This is a genomic window from Oceanicaulis sp. UBA2681 (assembly GCF_002354675.1).
GTDB lineage: Bacteria > Pseudomonadota > Alphaproteobacteria > Caulobacterales > Maricaulaceae > Oceanicaulis > Oceanicaulis alexandrii.
Genome location: NZ_DEMB01000010.1, coordinates 199541 through 216114, shown reverse-complemented (window position 1 = coordinate 216114; position 16574 = coordinate 199541). Strand labels below are relative to the sequence as shown.

Sequence of the window (16574 nt, the reverse complement as noted above, 5' to 3'; positions counted from 1 at the left end):
TTCGCGGCGACCGAATCCCTGCTCGAAGCGGGGGTGAAGCACGCCCAGCACAAGGATTTTGTGGACGCCCAGGCAGCGGCCGTGATTCTGGAAAGCGCCATCGCCCGGATCAATGAAGGCCTGAGCCAGCCTCTGCCCTCGCCGGACGATCCCTTGTCATGAACGCGGTCGCCAGCGCTCTGATCCCCATTTTTGGCGTCATCGTGCTGGGCTGGGCCCTGCGCCGGTCCGGTCTGGTGCGCAAGGAGCTCTGGCTGGGGGTCAACACGCTCAGCTATCAGGCGCTGCTGCCCGCCTTGCTGTTCTCGACCATTTCGCGCGCTGATTACGCCGGTCTGCCCGCCGGGCCCTTTCTGATCGCGGTGACCTTGGGCTTTCTGGTTATGGGCGTGATCTGCCTGGCGCTCAAACCCCTGCCTGTGGACGGCCCGGCCTATACCAGCCTGTTTCAGGGCGGGGTGCGGTGGAACGGCTTCGTGCTGCTGGCGCTCGCCGCCTCGGCCTTCGGCGCCGAGGGCGGCGCCCTGGCCGCGCTCGTCTTTGCGCCCACCGTGCCTTTGATCAATGTGATGTGCGTGGTGGTGCTGACCCTGTGGGGCGCCAGCGACGTGAAACCTGACGCCCGGCGCGTCGCCATGCGCATTGTCACCAATCCGCTGATCATCGCCTGTCTTCTGGGCGCCCTGGCCAATGCGCTGGGCCTGTTTCAGACCGGTCCCGTCGCGGACACCGCCGCCCTGGCCGGACGCGCCGCCCTGCCGCTGATCCTGATGGCGATCGGGGCCGGGCTTGATTTCTCCGCCCTCAAGGCGCGCCCGCAATTGTTGTCACTGTCGATCAGTCTCAAGCTGATCCTCGCTCCGCTCGTCTTCATCGTGCTGGGACGGATGTTCGGGGTGGAGGGCGTGCCCTTGATGCTGCTGGCGGCCATCGGCTCGACGCCGGGCGCGGCGGCGTCCTATGTGCTGGCGTCAGAACTGGGCGGGGATACCCGGCTGATGGCGGGCCATGTGACCGCGACCACGCTTCTGGCCTTTCTCGCCATGCCCTTCTGGATCTGGGTCGCCGGATTATGACGCAGATCATCCTGTCCGCCTTCCTGCCCGTCTTCGTCGTCATCGCGCTTGGTTATGGCGTGCGCGCCAGCGGCTATATCCCCCGCGAGCACTGGCGCGGCGTGAACGCGCTGAACCATCGCCTGTTGCTGCCGAGTTTTCTCTTCACCCTGCTGGCGCAGGCGCAATTTGACGGCGGCGCTTCTCTGATGATCGGGGGCGTGTCCGCTCTGGGCTCCGCCATCATGATCGTTCTGGCCCTGGGGTTGGGCCGTCTGGTCAGCAATTCCGGCCGGATCACCGCCCCGATGATCGCCTCCGCCGTCATGTGGAATATCGTCCTGACGCTGGCGCTCGCAGACCGGCTGCTGGGCGACGCCATCGCCAGCGCAGGCGCAGCCGTGTCGGCGACCGGCGTGATCATCGGCGCCGCGGCGTCAGTGGCGGGTTTCGCGCTGACTTCGGGGCGCGGCCTGAACGCAGCGCTGTCTAAAACCGCACGCGATCCCGTGGTGCTCGCCTGCGTGCTGGGGCTCCTCGCCAATCTGTCCGGTCTGGGACGGGTCGTGTTTCTCACAGCGCCCATCGAGATGATCGGGGCCGGCTCCATGGCGGTGATCTTGTTGTCCATGGGCGCCGGACTCGACTTCAAGACGCTCAAGGGCCGCATCAAGGTCCTGCTGTCCGCCGCCATCCTGCGCACGGTCATCGGGCCGGTCGTGTATCTGGGACTGGCGCTGGCGTTCGGCCTGACCGGCGACCTGGCGGTGCTGATGGCGATTGCCGGCGCGGCCCCCGCCGCCGCCTTCATCTACGCCGTGGCGGCGGATTTTGACGGCGAAGCCGGACTGACCGCAGGCATGATCACCCTCACGGTTCTGACCAGCCTGATCACGCTTCCCGTTGCGGCCGCGATCGCCCTGTCGCTCTGACAGCGTCTCTCCGGGGCTGCTTTCTGACACGGGCCAGCTTGCCCGAACCCGTATGCGCGCCTATACCCCCGCGAACGCTTATCGGGAGACGCCTTCATGGAGCGCACAGGCTTCGCTTATGATTTCCCCCATGACAGCCTGTTGAGCGTCGGGGATCTCAACCCGCTCGACGTGCAGATGATTTTCGAGCGCGCCCGGCATCATTTCGACGCCGCGCGCCGCGGCGACAAACAGGGCGACACCCTCAAAGGCCTCACCCAGATCAATCTGTTCTTTGAGAACTCCACCCGCACGCTGGCGAGTTTCGAAATCGCCGCCAAGCGCCTCGGTGCGGACGTGGTGAACTTCGCTGCGGGCAGCGCCTCGATCTCAAAGGGCGAAAGCCTCGACGACACCGCCCTCACCCTCGCCGCCATGCGTCCCGACGTGCTGGTCGTGCGCCACAAATCCGCCGGCGCCGCGGCGCATTTCGCCCGTGTCACCGGCGTGCCGACCGTGAATGCGGGCGACGGCGCCCACGAACACCCCACCCAGGCCCTGCTGGACGCCTTCACCCTGACCCGGCGCTGGGGCGAGGTGGGCGGTCGCCGCATCCTGATCGTCGGCGATATCCTGCATTCTCGCGTCGCGCGCTCGAACGTGTCGCTTTTGAACCTTCTGAACGCGGAAGTGCGCCTGTGCGGTCCCGCCACCTTGCTGCCCGCGGACGCCGATCGCTGGGGCGTCACGGTGTTTCATGATCTCGAGGAAGCGCTGGAGGGCTGCGACGCGGTGATGGCCCTTCGCATCCAGAAGGAACGCATGACCGGCGGGCTGATCCCGTCGGACCGCGAATATGCGGCGCTCTGGGGCCTGAACGAAGCCCGGCTTGAACGCGCGAGCCCCGAGTGTCTCGTGATGCATCCCGGCCCAATGAATCGCGGCGTGGAGATCGACGGCGCGCTGGCGGACGATCCCGACCGCGCAGTCATCCTTGATCAGGTGGAAAGCGGCGTCGCCGTGCGCTCCGCCATTCTCGAACTGATCACCGGGCGCGCGCCCAACGGCGCGATCGCCGACATGCGCGCCCATGACATGGACGGGCTGGGAGACGGCGCATGATGCTCTTTGAAAACGCCCGACTGATCGACCCCGCCACCGGGCGGGACGAACACGGCGCCCTGCGCATTCGCGACGGACTGATTATGGAGAGCGGCCCCGCCCTCACCGCGATGGACGATGAACGTGTGATCGACGTCAAAGGCGCCGCTCTCGCCCCGGCGCTGATCGACATGCGCTGCACGGCGGACCCCGCCTCCACTGGCGCGCGCGGCGTCGAAGCCGCAGCGCGCGCGGCGGCGGCGGGCGGCGTGGCGACGCTGGTGCTGTCGCCTGAAAGCGGTGACGGCTTCAAACGCCCCGAAGACATAGCGGCGGTGGACGCAGCGGCCCTGACCAGCGCGGTGCGCCTCTATGCGGCGGGGCTGTGCGTCAGCTCTCAAGAAGACATGGCGGAGATCGGCCTGATGCTGCGCGCCGGCGCGCTCTATCTGGGCGATGGCGGCCAGCCGATCCTCGATACGCGTCTGGCGCGCCGGGTGCTCGCCTACACGGCGGGCTTTGACGCCTGGGTCAGCCTGCGTCCCGAAGATACCGGGCTCAGCCGCGGTACGATGGCGACCGAAAGCGATCTGTCCATGCGCCTGGGCCTGCTGTCACGTCCCGCGCAATCAGAAGCCATGGCGCTCAAGCGCGATGCGGCGCTCGCCACGCTGACCGGCGCCCGGCTGATCTTTGACCGGGTCACCACGCAAGACGCCCTGAACGCCGCTTCAGACGCCCGCGCCAGCGGTCTGGAAGTCGCGGTGACCGCGCCGCTTACCCATCTCAGCTTCAACGACATGGACACCGGCGGACTTGATCCGCGCTATCGTCTGGAGCCGCCTTTGCGCAGCGAAACCGATCGCGAAGCGCTGATCACAGCCCTCGCCGAAGGCCGGATCGACGCCATCGTCTCGGACCATGTGGCCTGCACGAATGAATCCAAGGCCCATCCCTTCCCGGAAGCCGCGCCCGGCTCGGCCAGCCTGGAAGCCTTGCTGCCGGTTCTGTGCACGCTGGCGCAGGACGGCCAAATGAGCCTTGCGGACGCGCTGCGTCCGGTCACGTCCGGACCTGCGGACATTCTGGGTCTGGACCAGGGCCGACTGGAGGATGGCGCCCCCGCCGATCTGGTGGTGTTCAACCCCAACGCCCCCTTTGTTTATGGCCGCGGTCCCATGCAGTGCCGCGCCCCAAGCGCCTTCTCCGGCCGCCGATTGTTCGGCAAGGCCTTGATCACCATCGCGGAAGGCGCGATTATCTATCAACTGGAAGACGAGTAGTCATGTTTGATCCCTGGTTCGCGGCGGCGCTGGTCGTCGGCTATGTGTTCGGTTCGATCCCGTTCGGCCTGCTGCTGACCCGGCTGGCGGGGCTGGGGGATATTCGCGCCGTGGGATCGGGCAATATCGGCGCGACCAATGTGCTGCGCACCGGACGCAAGGATCTGGCGCTCGCCACGCTGATACTGGATTCCGGCAAGGCGGGTTTCGCGTGCCTGCTGTTCACCGCGCTCGCCTCGCCCACAGCGGGCCTGATCGCAGGCGGCGCAGCGTTTTTCGGCCATTGCTTCCCGGTCTGGCTGAAATTCAAGGGCGGTAAGGGCGTCGCGACTTTTCTGGGCGTGCTGCTGGCGGCGTTCTGGCCGGTCGGCGTTCTGACCTGTCTGGTCTGGCTGGGCATGGCGCTCCTGATGCGCATGTCTTCGCTCGCGGCGCTCACCGCCGCGCTGGCCGCGCCCTTGCTGGCCTACGCCTTCGGCCAGGAAGCCGTCGCCGTGCTCGCGCTGTTCCTGGCGGTGCTGCTGTATTGGCGGCACAAGGACAATATCGGCCGCATCCTCACAGGGGATGAACCCAAGATCGGGGCGAAGAAGGCGTGAAGCGACAGCTCCTTTCCCCGAAAGAGCGTGTGGACTGGCTTCGCCTGTCGCGCACATCCGGGGTCGGACCTGTCACCTTCGCCAAGCTGATCGAGCGGTTTGAGACCGCATCCAACGCCATCGACAATCTCGCCGATCTGTCAAAACGCGGCGGGCGCGCCAAGCCGCTGAAAGCCCTCTCTCGCGAGCAGGCCGAAGCCGAGCTTGAGGATCACGATCACCTGGGCGCGCGTTTGTTGTGTGCATGTGAGTCGGACTTCCCCGCTGACCTCGCCGCCATTGATCCGCCGCCGCCGGTGATCAGCGTTAAGGGCAAGCTGGTCCTCAAGGACCGGCTGATCTGCGCCATGGTGGGCGCCCGCAACGCGTCTGCGGCGAGCTTGCGCTTTGCAGGCGATCTGGCGCGGGGTCTGGGCGAGCGGGGCGTGATCGTGGCGTCAGGGCTGGCGCGCGGCATAGACGGCGCCGCCCATGCCGCGAGCCTTGAAACGGGAACCGTCGCTGTGCTGGCGGGCGGGCTGACCTCCATCTATCCGCCCGAGCACGAGGCGCTGTATCACGCCATCGCCGAGCAGGGCCTTCTGGTGAGCGAAACGCCGCTGCGCTATTCCCCGCAAGCGCGCGATTTTCCGCGCCGGAACCGGCTGATTTCAGGGCTGTCGCTCGGTGTTCTGGTGGTTGAGGCCGCCGAGCGCTCCGGCTCTCTGATCACGGCTCGTTACGGGCTGGAGCAAAATCGCGAAGTCATGGCCGTCCCCGGCTCTCCCATGGATCCGCGCGCGCGGGGCTCGAACCGCCTGCTGCAGGACGGCGCCGCGCTGGTGCAGGGGGTGGAGGATGTGCTGGCGGTGCTGTCCGGCGCGCGCCGCTCCAGCCTTCAGGAACCGGGCGGGTCGGAGTTTGAAGACGAGTTTGATGACGCGGACGCGCTCGATGACGCTGTCGAGGATATCCGCGAACGCATCGCCGCCCTGCTGTCGCCCACGCCGGTCTCACGCGATGAACTGGCGCGCCTGACGCAATCGCCCGCCCGGGTGGTTCTGGCCGCGCTCGTGGAGCTGGAGCTGGCGGGCCGGTGCGAGATCTGGCCCAACGGCATGGTCTGCAGCGCCTATCAGGCTTGATGCGGCCTAATCGCGCGGGCTGCCGTCTGGGTGAAAGGGAAACAGCGTGTCCGCATCGACGCCCGGGGTCGCCTTTGGCGGGTTATGCGTCAGATGTCTGCACTCTTGCTCGATCACATGGGCGGCGGTCGCCAGCATGACCGAGGAATTGTTCAGATCCGCCCGGTGCGCCACATGAGACAAGGCGGAGAGCATTTCGATGAGATAGCCCGCCGCTTCTTCGGTCTTGGCGGATGCGGGCTGCGTCTCGTCACTCTTGGATGAGTTTTGCGAGGGAGATTGGGTCATGCGCGCGCTTTGATTGCCCGTGAAACAACTTAATGGCGAGCCGTATACCTGTGCTCGCGCCAAGGCAAGCGGAAGCGCCATGTTGACAGGTTGGGGAACTAACCCCACCTTCCGCCGCCATTGTCCGGGCTTGCTTGACGCCGGTCGCCCCTGTCCTGATATCAGTGCTCCTATGAACGTCGTTGTCGTCGAATCCCCGGCCAAGGCCAAAACCATCAACAAATATCTGGGGAGCGATTACACCGTGCTCGCCAGTTTCGGCCATGTGCGCGACCTGCCGCCCAAGGATGGGTCGGTGCGCCCGGACGAAGACTTTGCGATGGACTGGACCATCGAAGGCAAGGCGAAAGAGCGCATCAAGGCCATTGCTGACGCGTTGAAAGACGCCGACACCCTGATCCTGGCCACTGACCCGGATCGCGAGGGTGAAGCGATTTCCTGGCACCTGCTCGAAGCGCTGCAAAAGCGCCGGGTGCTCAAGGACAAGCAAGTTCAGCGGGTAGCGTTCAACGCCATCACCAAAAAAGCTGTCACCGACGCCATCGCCAATCCGCGCGAGCTCGATATGGAGCTTGTGGAAGCGTATCTGGCGCGCCGGGCGCTCGACTATCTGGTGGGCTTCACCCTGTCGCCGGTGCTGTGGCGCAAGCTGCCCGGCGCCCGCTCTGCCGGCCGCGTGCAATCAGTCGCCCTGCGTCTGATCACCGAGCGCGAAACCGAGATCGAACGCTTCGTCACCCAGGAATACTGGTCGGTGGACGCGGATGTGCGCACCGACGGCGCCGATCAGCTGATCGCGTCGAAACTGACCCGGTTTGAAGGCGAGAAGATCACCCGCCTGACCATTGGCGAGGAAAAACGCGCGCGCGCCGCAGAAGCTGCGATCAAGGCGGCGGACTTCACCGTCGCCTCGGTCGAAGCCAAGCCGACCAAGCGCAATCCGCCGCCGCCCTTCACCACCTCGACGCTGCAGCAAGAGGCCGCGCGCAAGCTGGGCTTTGACGCCCAACGCACCATGCGCACCGCGCAGCGCCTGTATGAAGGCGTGGAGCTGGGCGGTGAGACGGTCGGTCTGATCACCTATATGCGGACCGACGGCGTCTCCATGGATATGGGCGCGATGATGCAGGCCCGCGACGTCATCGGCGAGCGTCATGGCGCCGACTTCGTGCCTGAAAAGCCGCGCTTTTACTCCTCCAAGGCCAAGAACGCCCAGGAAGCGCACGAAGCGATCCGCCCCACCAGCTTCACCCGCCACCCCGATGATCTGCGTCTCGACGCCGACCAGGCGCGGCTCTACGCCCTGATCTGGAAGCGCGCTGTGGCCAGCCAGATGGAAGCGGCGCGTCTTGAGCGCACCACCATCGACTTTGAAACCGTCGATCAGTCCCTCGCCCTGCGCGCCACCGGCTCGGTCGTCACCTTCCCCGGCTTCTTCGCGCTTTATCAAGAAGGCCGCGACGACGAGGAAGACGAAGGCGAGAACCGCCTGCCGCAAGTCATCCAAGGCGCCAAGGCGAAGGCCGAGAAGACGCTGGCCGAACAGCACTTCACCCAGCCCCCGCCCCGCTTCACCGAGGCCTCGCTGGTCAAGAAGATGGAAGAGCTGGGCATTGGCCGCCCCTCGACCTACGCCTCGACCCTGTCAGTGCTGCGCGATCGCGACTATGTGCGCATGGAAGACAAGCGCTTCATCCCCGAAGACAAGGGCCGCGTGGTCATCGCCTTCCTGGAAAACTTCTTCCAGCGCTATGTCCAGTATGACTTCACCGCGTCGCTGGAAGACCAGCTCGACAAGGTGTCGGCGGGCGATCTGGAATACAAGCAGCTGCTGCGCGACTTCTGGAAGGATTTCCACGCCTCCATCGAGGACATCGCGGATCTGCGCATCGGCGATGTGATCGACGCCATGAACATCGCGCTGGCGCCGCTGATCTTCCCGCCGCGCGAAGACGGCTCGGATCCCAAGATCTGCCCCAAATGCAATGAGGGCGCGCTATCGCTGCGCCTGGGCAAGCATGGCGCCTTCGTGGGCTGCTCGAACTATCCTGACTGCCGCTATACGCGCCCGCTGGGCGGCGGCGATCTGGATGCGGTCGAGGGTGATGGCGAGCTGGGCGAGCATCCTGAAACCGGCGCGATGATCGTGCTGAAAGACGGCCGCTTCGGTCCCTATCTGGAAATGCAGGTCGAGGACGAGGACAAACCGCGCCGCGGCTCCATCCCCAAGGGCTGGAACCCGGCCGACGTGACGCTGGAAAAGGCGGTCGCGCTGATCGATCTGCCGCGCAAGGTGGGCGTCCACCCCGAAGACGGCGAGATCATCGAGGCCGGGATCGGCCGCTATGGTCCCTTCGTCAAGCACGGCAAGACCTATGCGAACCTGTCGAGCGCCGAAGAGGTGTTTGAAGTCGGGCTCAACCGCGCCGTGGACCTGATCGAACAGAAGAAGGCCAATCCGCGCGGTCGCGGCGGCGCTGCGGCGGCTCCGCTCAAGGAATTGGGCGAGCACCCGCAAGAAGGCGGCGCGATCAATGTGATGAGCGGCCGTTATGGTCCTTATGTGAAATTCGGCAAGATCAACGCCACCCTGCCCAAGGACATGACGCCTGAAACCGTCACCCTGGAGCAAGCGCTGGAGCTGATCGCCGCAAAAGCGGCTAAATCACCTGCCAAGAAAGCGCCGGCGAAGAAAAAAGCGCCCGCCAAGAAAGCGGCGGCCAAAAAGCCAGCCGCGAAAAAGACCGACGGCGAGACCAAGACCGCCGCGAAGAAAACGCCGGCGAAAAAACCTGCCGCCAAGAAACCCGCGACCAAAAGCACAAAGGCTAAATCTTGAACGACGATCCCTACGCCCAACACGGTTTCACCAAGGACGCCCTGCTAGAGGCGATCCGTCTAGGCGAAGGGCGCTTCACCAAGCGCGAGCTCGCCAAGGCTCTGAGACTGAAGGGGGATCAGCGTTCCGGCCTGAAACTCGCCCTGCGTGAGCTCGAAGATGGCGGCGAGATCCGCAAGAACGAGCAAAAAGCCTATGAGCTGGCCGACCAGCTGCCGACGGTGACCGTGGTCGAAGTGATCGATCGCGATGTGGACGGCGAATTTATCTGCCAGCCCGTCAAACCCGAGCTGCAAGGGCCGAAGATCATCCTCAAGCCCGGCGAGCGCACGCGCGGCCCGGCGGCGGGGATTGGCGACAAGGTGCTGGCGCGCCTGACGCCCATGACCGATGAAGACGGCTATGAAGCCAGCGTCATCAAGAAACTCGGCCAGTCCGCACACAAGATACTCTGCGTGCTGCGCGACAACACCCGCGGCCCCGCCCGGCTGGTCCCGGTCGACCGTCGGTCGCGGCATGAACTGGTCCCTGCGCGCGGTGAAACCGGCAAGGCCGAAGACGGCGATCTGGTCGTGGTGCGCATCGCCTCTGAACGCCGGCATGGCTTGAAAACCGCCCTGATCGACGAGGTCATCGGCCGGGCGGACAGCGCCCGCGCCGGCTCGATCATCGCCATGGCTGAACATGGCGTGCCCGACGGCTTCCTCGACAGCGAGCTCAAACAGGTCGACGCCATCAAGCCCGTCACCATGGGTGATCGCGAAGACCTGCGCGACATCCCTCTGGTCACCATCGACCCGGTGGACGCCCGCGACCATGACGACGCCGTCTGGGCCGCGCCCGATGACGATCCAAAGAACAAGGATGGTTGGATCGTGATGGTCGCCATCGCTGACGTGGCCGCCTATGTCACCGCCGACAGCCCGCTCGACAAGGGCGCGCGCGCCCGCGGCGTCTCGGTGTATCTGCCTGACCGGGTCGTGCCGATGCTGCCCGAACGGCTGTCCAATGATCTGTGCTCGCTGCGCGAGGGCGAAGAGCGGCCGTGCCTGGCCGTCCGCATGGTCTTTGACCGCAACGGCAATCAGATCGGCCATCGCTTTATCCGCGGCTGGATGAAATCCGCCGCCAAGCTGGCCTATGAAGACGCTCAGGCCGCCATAGACGGCGCCGGGACCGGCAAGGCGGAAACGCTTCTGGAAGACGTGCTCAAGCCGCTCTGGGGCGCCTATGAGGTGCTGCGTCAGGCCCGCAAGCGCCGCGAACCGCTGGAAATCGATGCGCCCGAGCGCAAGGTGATCGTGGGCGAGGATGGCCGGGTTCAGGGCGTGCGCCTGCGCGAACGCTTTGATGCGCACAAGCTGATCGAAGAGATGATGATCCAGGCCAATGTCGCGGCGGCGACGGCGCTGGAAGCCAAGAACACGCCTCTGATCTATCGCATCCACGACGAGCCTGGCTCTGAGAAGCTCGACAATCTCGCCGATTTTCTACCCCATGTGGGCCTGAAATGGACCCGCGGCGAGCGCCCGACGGCGGCGCGTTTCAACACCCTGCTCAAAGCCTCCCAGCCCACAGACCACTATGAAACGGTCAATGAGGTGGTGCTCCGCAGCCAGTCGCAGGCCGTCTATGACACCGATAATATCGGGCACTTTGGCCTGAACCTCGCCAAATACGCGCACTTCACCTCGCCCATCCGGCGCTATGCCGACCTGACCGTGCACCGCGCGCTGATCCGCGCCTATAACCTCGGATCGGACGGGCAAAGCGATTCAGAACGCAGCCAGCTGCAACGCATCGCTGAAGACACCACCCAGAACGAACGCCGCGCCATGGCCGCCGAGCGCGATGCGACAGACCGTTTCATCGCCGCCTGGCTGGCGGACCGGGTCGGGACGGAATTCGCGGGCCGGATCACCGGCGTCACCCGCTTTGGCCTGTTCGTGCGCCTGCATGAAACCGGCGCGGACGGGCTGTGCCCGGTCTCTCGCCTGGGGCAGGAATACTATGTCCATGACGAGGCGGCCCACGCCCTTGTGGGCCAAAGCTCGGGCGGGCGCTATCGGCTGGGCATGGCCGTGACGGTGCGTCTGGATGAAGCCACCCCCGTGACGGGCGGGCTGTTATTCGACATTCTTACGCCTCCTGAACCTGGAAAACCGCTAAAAGGTCACGGTCGACCGCGCGACAAATACGAGCGCCGCGGCTCCCCGCGCGCAAAGAAACACAATGCCCGACGCAAAAAACGATAAGAAGACGACGCCCAAGACCAGCCCCCGCCCCAAACTCGCCTCCTCGCTTCTCTTGCGCCGCAAACGCGCGAACGGAGAGATAGAGCTTCTGTTTGGTCGGCGCTCGACCGGGCATGTCTTCATGCCGAAAAAATACGTCTTTCCAGGCGGGCGCGTGGACCCCACGGACGGCTTTGCACCACTGGCTGAAGAGCTGAACGATAAAACGCGGTCGGTGATGACGCGCGTTCTGACCGAACGCCGCGCGCGCGCCGCCGCCGCCGCTGCGCTGCGGGAAACGGCAGAGGAAACCGGATTGATCCTGGGCAAGCCCGCCGAAAACCCCTGTAATTTCAAAGCGCCCTGGGCGCCCTTTGAAGCCGCCGGCGCAGCGCCGAACGCCGCGCCGCTTGAAGTGATCACGCGCGCCATCACGCCGCCCAAGCGCCCGCGCCGTTTTGACGCCTGGTTCTTCACCTGCGATGTGGAGCATGTGCATGGCCCTGCGGAGCTGACCAGCAATGGCGAGCTGGAAGACCTCAAATGGGTCAGCCTTGACGACCGCGGCACGCTCGACCTGCCCATCGCCACCCAATATGTCATCGGCGAGCTGGAAACCTGGCTCAAGGACCCCGCACGCCCGATCCGCTTTCTCAAGAGCACACGAAGCGGACCGCAGGTGGAAACCCTATGAACGCGCGCCCGATCAACATGGCGGCGCTGTTTCTGGCGGACCCGCATTCGCGTCAGATCGCCCTGGTGCGCACCGAGACCGGCTATCGCGCCCCGCAGACGCGCCCCGTGCGCGGGGATGGCCTGGCGGCGTTCGGCGGTCCGGTGATCTCACGCAAGCGCCTGGGTGCGCCTGAAGCGCAGTCCGGCGCCTTCATGGACGCCGCGATCCGGGCCTTGTCAGAAGAGCTGGGGCAATTGCTGGCGCGTCCCCTGCACCCTGATGTGAGGCCGCCCATGACCAATCCCTGGGCGCGGCTGGCGCGGCACCACTTGCAGCCGGACCGGGACTCGCTGACCTATCTGGGCCGTGCGCTGGATCCGGCGGACGCCAATATGCGCCGGCATGTGCGCGTGTTCACCGCGCCGGTCGCGCGGATCTCCAACTCGGTCAAACGCCGCAGCGGCGAGCGTGTGGCCTGGGTCAGCCCGGAAAAACTGCCCGATCTGTTGCAAGACCCTGCGCTGAATGTCTTTGGGGAAACCGCCCTCGCCTCTCTGGGCGGACGGCCCCGGCCTCTTTTGGTGTCATTCCGGGCGGGACACAGGCAGCAAGTCCGGCTATAGCCCGGTCGATGATCGCCAGCTTCCTTTCCTCTCCTGACAAAGCTCGGACGCGGTCCCTGATCGCCGCGATCAGCTGCGCCGCGCTCGCCGGGTGCGGGTTCGGCCTGTTGATGCCGCTCGTCGCGCTCAATCTGGAGGCCATGACCGGCTCCGCCGCCGTTGTGGGCGCAAACGCTGCAGCAGCAGCGCTCTCGACCCTTCTGGCGACGCCGCTTATCCCCGCGCTGATGGCGCGCACCGCGCCGCGCCAGACCGTGATCATCTGCGCGATGATCACGGCGGCGGGCTTTGTGCTGTTTCCTGCCATGCCCGACCCTGTGATCTGGTTCGTGCTGCGCTTTGTTATGGGCTTGTCGGTGACGATCATTTTCGTCGCCAGCGAGACCTGGATCAATCAGCTCGCCAAACCTGAAAGCCGCGCCAGCCTGCTCGCCGTCTACGCCACCGTGCTGGCGGGCGGATTCGGGTCGGGCGGATTGCTGCTCTCGGTGCTGGGGTCGCAAGGCTGGACGCCCTGGATCGCAGGCGGCGTGATCTACGCGCTCGGCGCCCTGCCGATCATGATCTTGCGCGGCCCGCCCATTACACCGCCCTCCATGGAGGAATCCGGGCTCAAAGCCCTGCTGTCGGCGGCCAGGCTGGCGCCCCTGGCCTTGCTGGCGGGATTGGTGTTCGGAGGCCTTGAGACCAATGTCTTCGCGCTGATGCCGGTCTATGCCGAGCGAATCGGCATTGCAGAGCGCGGCGTCGGCCTGCTGGTCGCCATCGGCGCTTTGGGCGCGATCGCCTTGCAGATCCCCCTGGGCAAGCTGGCGGACCGGACAGGCCGCGACCGCACCCTGTCGGGCGTCGCGCTCAGCGCGGTGATTCTGTCGGTCGCCATGGGGCTGGCGGGCGCGAATCTGTGGCTGCTGATCCCGATGGTGTTCTTCTTCGTGGGCGCCAGCAGCGCTTTTTACACCATCGGTCTGGCGATGATCGGCGAGCGCGTGCAGCCCGGCGCCCTCGCCTCGGCGAACGCCGCCTTCATCTTCGCTTATGGTCTGGGCTCGCTTCTGGGACCGGCCCTGGGCGGCGTCTCCATGGACATTGCAGACCCTTGGGGCCTGATGGTCGCCTTCGCCGCCATGGCCGGACTGTACTTTACGCTGTCACTTGTGAGCAAAGGCCGTTCGAGGCATTGACAGCGTCGCGTGCGCGGGTATGTTCCGCGGCTCGCAGCGCCGGACCGTTTGTCTGGCGCGCCAAGTTTATGTGTACGGGTGCGCGACTATGGCCAAGCCGACTACCATCAAAATCCGCCTGAATTCGACGGCGGGCACGGGCTATTTCTACGTGACCAAGAAAAACGCCCGCACGATGACCGAGAAACTCGTACTGAAAAAGTACGACCCGGTCGCGCGCAAGCACGTCGAATTCAAAGAAGGCAAGATCAAGTAGGTCTGCGCCAAAGCGCGACTTGATCAAAGTCTGACTGGAATAAGAAAAGCCGCCTGTTTGTTCAGGCGGCTTTTCGTTTGGCCTCTATCACCCGGTTCCGGCCCGAGCGCTTGGCTTCATAGAGCGCCGTATCCGCGCGCTCGATCAGGGCTTCCACAGTGTCGTCCATGAAGGCTTCAGCGATGCCGGCGCTCATGGTCACGTCCACCACATCGCCCGTTTCCCGCAAGGTCACCGGCGTGGCGCAGACCGCCAGACGCGCACGCTCCATGGCGTCGGACGCATCCTTCGCGGTCGTGTTTGAAAACACCACCAGGAACTCCTCACCGCCATAACGGCCCGCCACGTCGATGGCGCGCAATTGCTCACCCAGACGCGTGCAGATCTCCTGCAGCACCTGATCGCCGGCGTTATGGCCCCAGGTGTCGTTGATGCGCTTGAAGTGGTCGATGTCGATAAGGCCCACAGCGAGCGGCTCATGGGAGGCGTTCAGACCATCAAGAGCCTGACGCAGGCGAGACACCGTGTAGCGGCGGTTGAACAGCCCGGTCAGCGCATCCCGCACCGACATTTCAAGGCTTTCATCCAGACGGTCGCGCAGGGCGTCCGCATAGCGCTTGCGCTTGAGCTGGGTGGAGCTGCGCGCTGACAATTCGCCGGGATCAAGCGGCCGGCAAATCACATCATTCACGCCCAGATCCAGCGCGCGCACCATGGTGCGCTTGTCCATCTCGTCCACAACGCCCAGAAGCGGCACCTGGCGCGTATCTACATCCGAACGGATGCGTGCGCACAGTCGCAAGCCGTCAAAGCGCGGCGCGCTGAGATCCACAATGATCAGGTCTGCATGTTCAGCCTGGGAGATCGCCAGACGCGGGTCGCCATACCCTTGCGCGTCAACGGTGTCAGGCAAGGCCTTGACGATGCGCTGAGCGGCGTTCTGGTCCGCGGCGGCGACAATCACGCGCCCGCCGCCATTGGCCGGCTCGAACGAGGACATTTCAACGCCGCTGCTTTCGCGCTGGCGCAACTCGTCCATGACGCTGGTCAGGCGCAGCAGCGAACGCACCCGCGCAAACAGGGCGACATCGTCCACAGGTTTGGTCAGAAATTCGTCAGCGCCGGCCTCAAGCCCGCGAATTCGGTCCGAGCGCTGGTCCAGCGCCGTCACCATCACCACAGGGATATGCCGTGTCAGCGGGTCCGCTTTCAACCGGCGACAGGTTTCGAACCCGTCCATGCGCGGCATCATCACGTCCAGCAAGATCACATCAGGCTTCTGGCTGCGGGCGAGTTCGAGACAGCTCGGCCCGTCCTCCGCCATCAGAACATCGAAATACTCGGCCGTCAGCCGCGCTTCCAGCAAACGCCGGTTCGTTTCGATGTCGTCGACAACCAGTATGCGTGCACTCACCGAAGGCTCCTTCTATTCGAGAAAATCCCGAACGGTCTTGATGAAGGACGCAACCGTGATGGGTTTGGACAGATACCCTTCGCATCCGCCTTCACGGATACGTTCCTCATCGCCTTTCATGGCGAAGGCCGTCACCGCGACCACAGGAATGGCGGACAGCTCGGTGTCGTTCTTGATCCACTTGGTGACATCAAGACCGGACACTTCAGGCAGCTGAATATCCATAAGGATCAGATCAGGCTTGTGCTCACGCGCCATATCCAGCGCCTTGAGGCCCTCACTGGTTTGCACGGTCTCATAGCCGTGCGCTTCGAGCAGATCACGAAATAACTTCATGTTCAGCTCGTTGTCTTCAACGATCAGAACTTTTTTGGACATGACCTGCAGCATTATAACCGCGCTTTCCCCAATTCGCTCCGCCGTCTTTGCAACGTGAGCGTTTTGACCATCCACAATGCATTTAACCCCAGTTTCCTTAATCAACAGTGAGTCCCCGCCTTCGCATGGCGATTAGAACAAGATATGAACGTTGAAAGCGGAGAAAAAGAGGCGGTCCGTGTTGCGGTTAGGCGTGGATCTCGGCGGCACGAAAATCGAGGCCGCCCTGGTGGATGAGACAGGCGACTGCCTGATTCGGCGCCGCACGCCGACGCCTGCGGCCTATGACGCCAAGCTGGACGCGATTGCCGAACTGGTGGCGCAGGTCGAGCGCGAGGCAGACGTTCCATCTCCCTTGCCCGCAGGAGTCGGCCATCCCGGCTCGCTCAATCCGCGCACGGGCCTGATGCGCAACGCCAACTCCACCGCGCTCAACGGCCATCCGCTTGATCAGGACCTCGCTGCCCGGCTGCAACGCCCGGTGCGCTGCGCCAATGACGCCAATTGTTTTGCGCTGTCCGAAGCCCGCGACGGCGCCGGCGCTGGCTGTTCAAGCGTGTTCGGCGTCATCGCCGGCACAGGCGTGGGCGGCGGCCTGGTGGTCAACGG

General features: G+C 64.9%; 16 protein-coding genes. 13 read left to right on the top strand and 3 right to left on the bottom strand.

The window, feature by feature from the left end; translation table 11 throughout:
- Positions 1-158 precede the first annotated feature (158 nt).
- From B3M53_RS07770 to dprA, 6 genes are all read left to right on the top strand, one after another.
- Positions 159-1076, top strand: coding sequence for an AEC family transporter (locus B3M53_RS07770; RefSeq protein WP_273020534.1), 918 nt, complete (start codon positions 159-161; stop codon positions 1074-1076).
- Positions 1073-1987 carry an AEC family transporter gene (locus tag B3M53_RS07765; RefSeq protein ID WP_273020533.1) on the top strand — a complete coding sequence of 305 codons (915 nt, stop codon included), beginning with the start codon at positions 1073-1075 and terminating at the stop codon, positions 1985-1987. Before B3M53_RS07770 ends, B3M53_RS07765 begins: the two co-directional genes overlap by 4 nt.
- A 96-nt stretch (positions 1988-2083) precedes the next feature.
- Positions 2084-3088, top strand: coding sequence for an aspartate carbamoyltransferase catalytic subunit (locus tag B3M53_RS07760; protein ID WP_273020532.1), 1005 nt, complete (start codon positions 2084-2086; stop codon positions 3086-3088).
- Positions 3085-4350, top strand: a complete 1266-nt coding sequence (locus tag B3M53_RS07755) for a dihydroorotase (protein WP_273020531.1) — start codon at positions 3085-3087, stop codon at positions 4348-4350. The genes B3M53_RS07760 and B3M53_RS07755 overlap by 4 nt, the downstream gene beginning before the upstream one ends.
- A gap of 2 nt (positions 4351-4352) precedes the next feature.
- Positions 4353-4949 carry a glycerol-3-phosphate 1-O-acyltransferase PlsY gene (gene plsY / locus B3M53_RS07750; RefSeq protein ID WP_273020529.1) on the top strand — a complete coding sequence of 199 codons (597 nt, stop codon included), beginning with the start codon at positions 4353-4355 and terminating at the stop codon, positions 4947-4949.
- Positions 4946-6073, top strand: coding sequence for a DNA-processing protein DprA (gene dprA, locus B3M53_RS07745; protein WP_273020527.1), 1128 nt, complete (start codon positions 4946-4948; stop codon positions 6071-6073). The genes plsY and dprA overlap by 4 nt, the downstream gene beginning before the upstream one ends.
- 6 nt (positions 6074-6079) lie before the next feature.
- On the opposite strand, the gene B3M53_RS07740 is transcribed toward dprA, so the two are convergent.
- Complete coding sequence (locus B3M53_RS07740) at positions 6080-6361, bottom strand: hypothetical protein (RefSeq protein ID WP_160091830.1); 282 nt, start codon at positions 6359-6361, stop codon at positions 6080-6082.
- A gap of 172 nt (positions 6362-6533) precedes the next feature.
- Between B3M53_RS07740 and topA the strand changes: the two genes are divergently transcribed.
- From topA to rpmG, 6 genes are all read left to right on the top strand, one after another.
- Positions 6534-9200: a type I DNA topoisomerase gene (gene topA, locus B3M53_RS07735; protein WP_273020524.1), complete on the top strand. Its 2667-nt coding sequence runs from the start codon at positions 6534-6536 to the stop codon at positions 9198-9200.
- Entirely contained in the window at positions 9197-11455 is a 2259-nt protein-coding gene (rnr, locus tag B3M53_RS07730; RefSeq protein ID WP_022702084.1) for a ribonuclease R, read from the top strand. Before topA ends, rnr begins: the two co-directional genes overlap by 4 nt.
- A complete protein-coding gene (locus B3M53_RS07725; protein ID WP_273020522.1) occupies positions 11433-12128 on the top strand; it encodes an NUDIX domain-containing protein in 696 nt (231 codons plus the stop codon). The genes rnr and B3M53_RS07725 overlap by 23 nt, the downstream gene beginning before the upstream one ends.
- Positions 12125-12733: a hypothetical protein gene (locus B3M53_RS07720; protein WP_273020521.1), complete on the top strand. Its 609-nt coding sequence runs from the start codon at positions 12125-12127 to the stop codon at positions 12731-12733. The genes B3M53_RS07725 and B3M53_RS07720 overlap by 4 nt, the downstream gene beginning before the upstream one ends.
- Positions 12734-12741: 8 nt before the next feature.
- Positions 12742-13917: an MFS transporter gene (locus B3M53_RS07715; protein WP_022702081.1), complete on the top strand. Its 1176-nt coding sequence runs from the start codon at positions 12742-12744 to the stop codon at positions 13915-13917.
- Positions 13918-14005: 88 nt separating this feature from the next.
- The gene (gene rpmG, locus B3M53_RS07710) at positions 14006-14173 is read left to right on the top strand and encodes a 50S ribosomal protein L33 (RefSeq protein WP_009800672.1); all 168 of its coding nucleotides are present in this window, start codon (positions 14006-14008) and stop codon (positions 14171-14173) included.
- Between the two features lie 61 nt (positions 14174-14234).
- Here the strand turns inward: rpmG and B3M53_RS07705 are convergent, their stop codons facing one another.
- Both B3M53_RS07705 and B3M53_RS07700 read right to left on the bottom strand, forming a co-directional pair.
- Positions 14235-15587: a PleD family two-component system response regulator gene (locus B3M53_RS07705; RefSeq protein WP_022702079.1), complete on the bottom strand. Its 1353-nt coding sequence runs from the start codon at positions 15585-15587 to the stop codon at positions 14235-14237.
- Positions 15588-15599: 12 nt separating this feature from the next.
- On the bottom strand, positions 15600-15965 hold the full coding sequence (locus tag B3M53_RS07700) for a response regulator (protein WP_028284823.1): 366 nt from the start codon (positions 15963-15965) through the stop codon (positions 15600-15602).
- A gap of 178 nt (positions 15966-16143) precedes the next feature.
- Here B3M53_RS07700 and B3M53_RS07695 point away from each other — a divergent pair.
- On the top strand, positions 16144-16574 hold a 431-nt coding region (locus B3M53_RS07695; RefSeq protein ID WP_286800037.1), incomplete at its 3' end, for an ROK family protein.

Excerpts from the sequence above, each read along its gene's own strand:
- B3M53_RS07760 (WP_273020532.1), top strand. The coding sequence starts at position 2,084 with ATGGAGCGCACAGGCTTCGCTTATGATTTCCCCCATGACAGCCTGTTG.
- B3M53_RS07740 (WP_160091830.1), bottom strand. The coding sequence starts at position 6,361 with ATGACCCAATCTCCCTCGCAAAACTCATCCAAGAGTGACGAGACGCAG.
- plsY (WP_273020529.1), top strand. The coding sequence starts at position 4,353 with ATGTTTGATCCCTGGTTCGCGGCGGCGCTGGTCGTCGGCTATGTGTTC.
- B3M53_RS07715 (WP_022702081.1), top strand. The coding sequence starts at position 12,742 with ATGATCGCCAGCTTCCTTTCCTCTCCTGACAAAGCTCGGACGCGGTCC.
- B3M53_RS07770 (WP_273020534.1), top strand. The coding sequence starts at position 159 with ATGAACGCGGTCGCCAGCGCTCTGATCCCCATTTTTGGCGTCATCGTG.
- B3M53_RS07700 (WP_028284823.1), bottom strand. The coding sequence starts at position 15,965 with ATGTCCAAAAAAGTTCTGATCGTTGAAGACAACGAGCTGAACATGAAG.
- B3M53_RS07725 (WP_273020522.1), top strand. The coding sequence starts at position 11,433 with ATGCCCGACGCAAAAAACGATAAGAAGACGACGCCCAAGACCAGCCCC.
- rpmG (WP_009800672.1), top strand. The coding sequence starts at position 14,006 with ATGGCCAAGCCGACTACCATCAAAATCCGCCTGAATTCGACGGCGGGC.
- topA (WP_273020524.1), top strand. The coding sequence starts at position 6,534 with ATGAACGTCGTTGTCGTCGAATCCCCGGCCAAGGCCAAAACCATCAAC.
- B3M53_RS07755 (WP_273020531.1), top strand. The coding sequence starts at position 3,085 with ATGATGCTCTTTGAAAACGCCCGACTGATCGACCCCGCCACCGGGCGG.
- B3M53_RS07720 (WP_273020521.1), top strand. The coding sequence starts at position 12,125 with ATGAACGCGCGCCCGATCAACATGGCGGCGCTGTTTCTGGCGGACCCG.
- B3M53_RS07765 (WP_273020533.1), top strand. The coding sequence starts at position 1,073 with ATGACGCAGATCATCCTGTCCGCCTTCCTGCCCGTCTTCGTCGTCATC.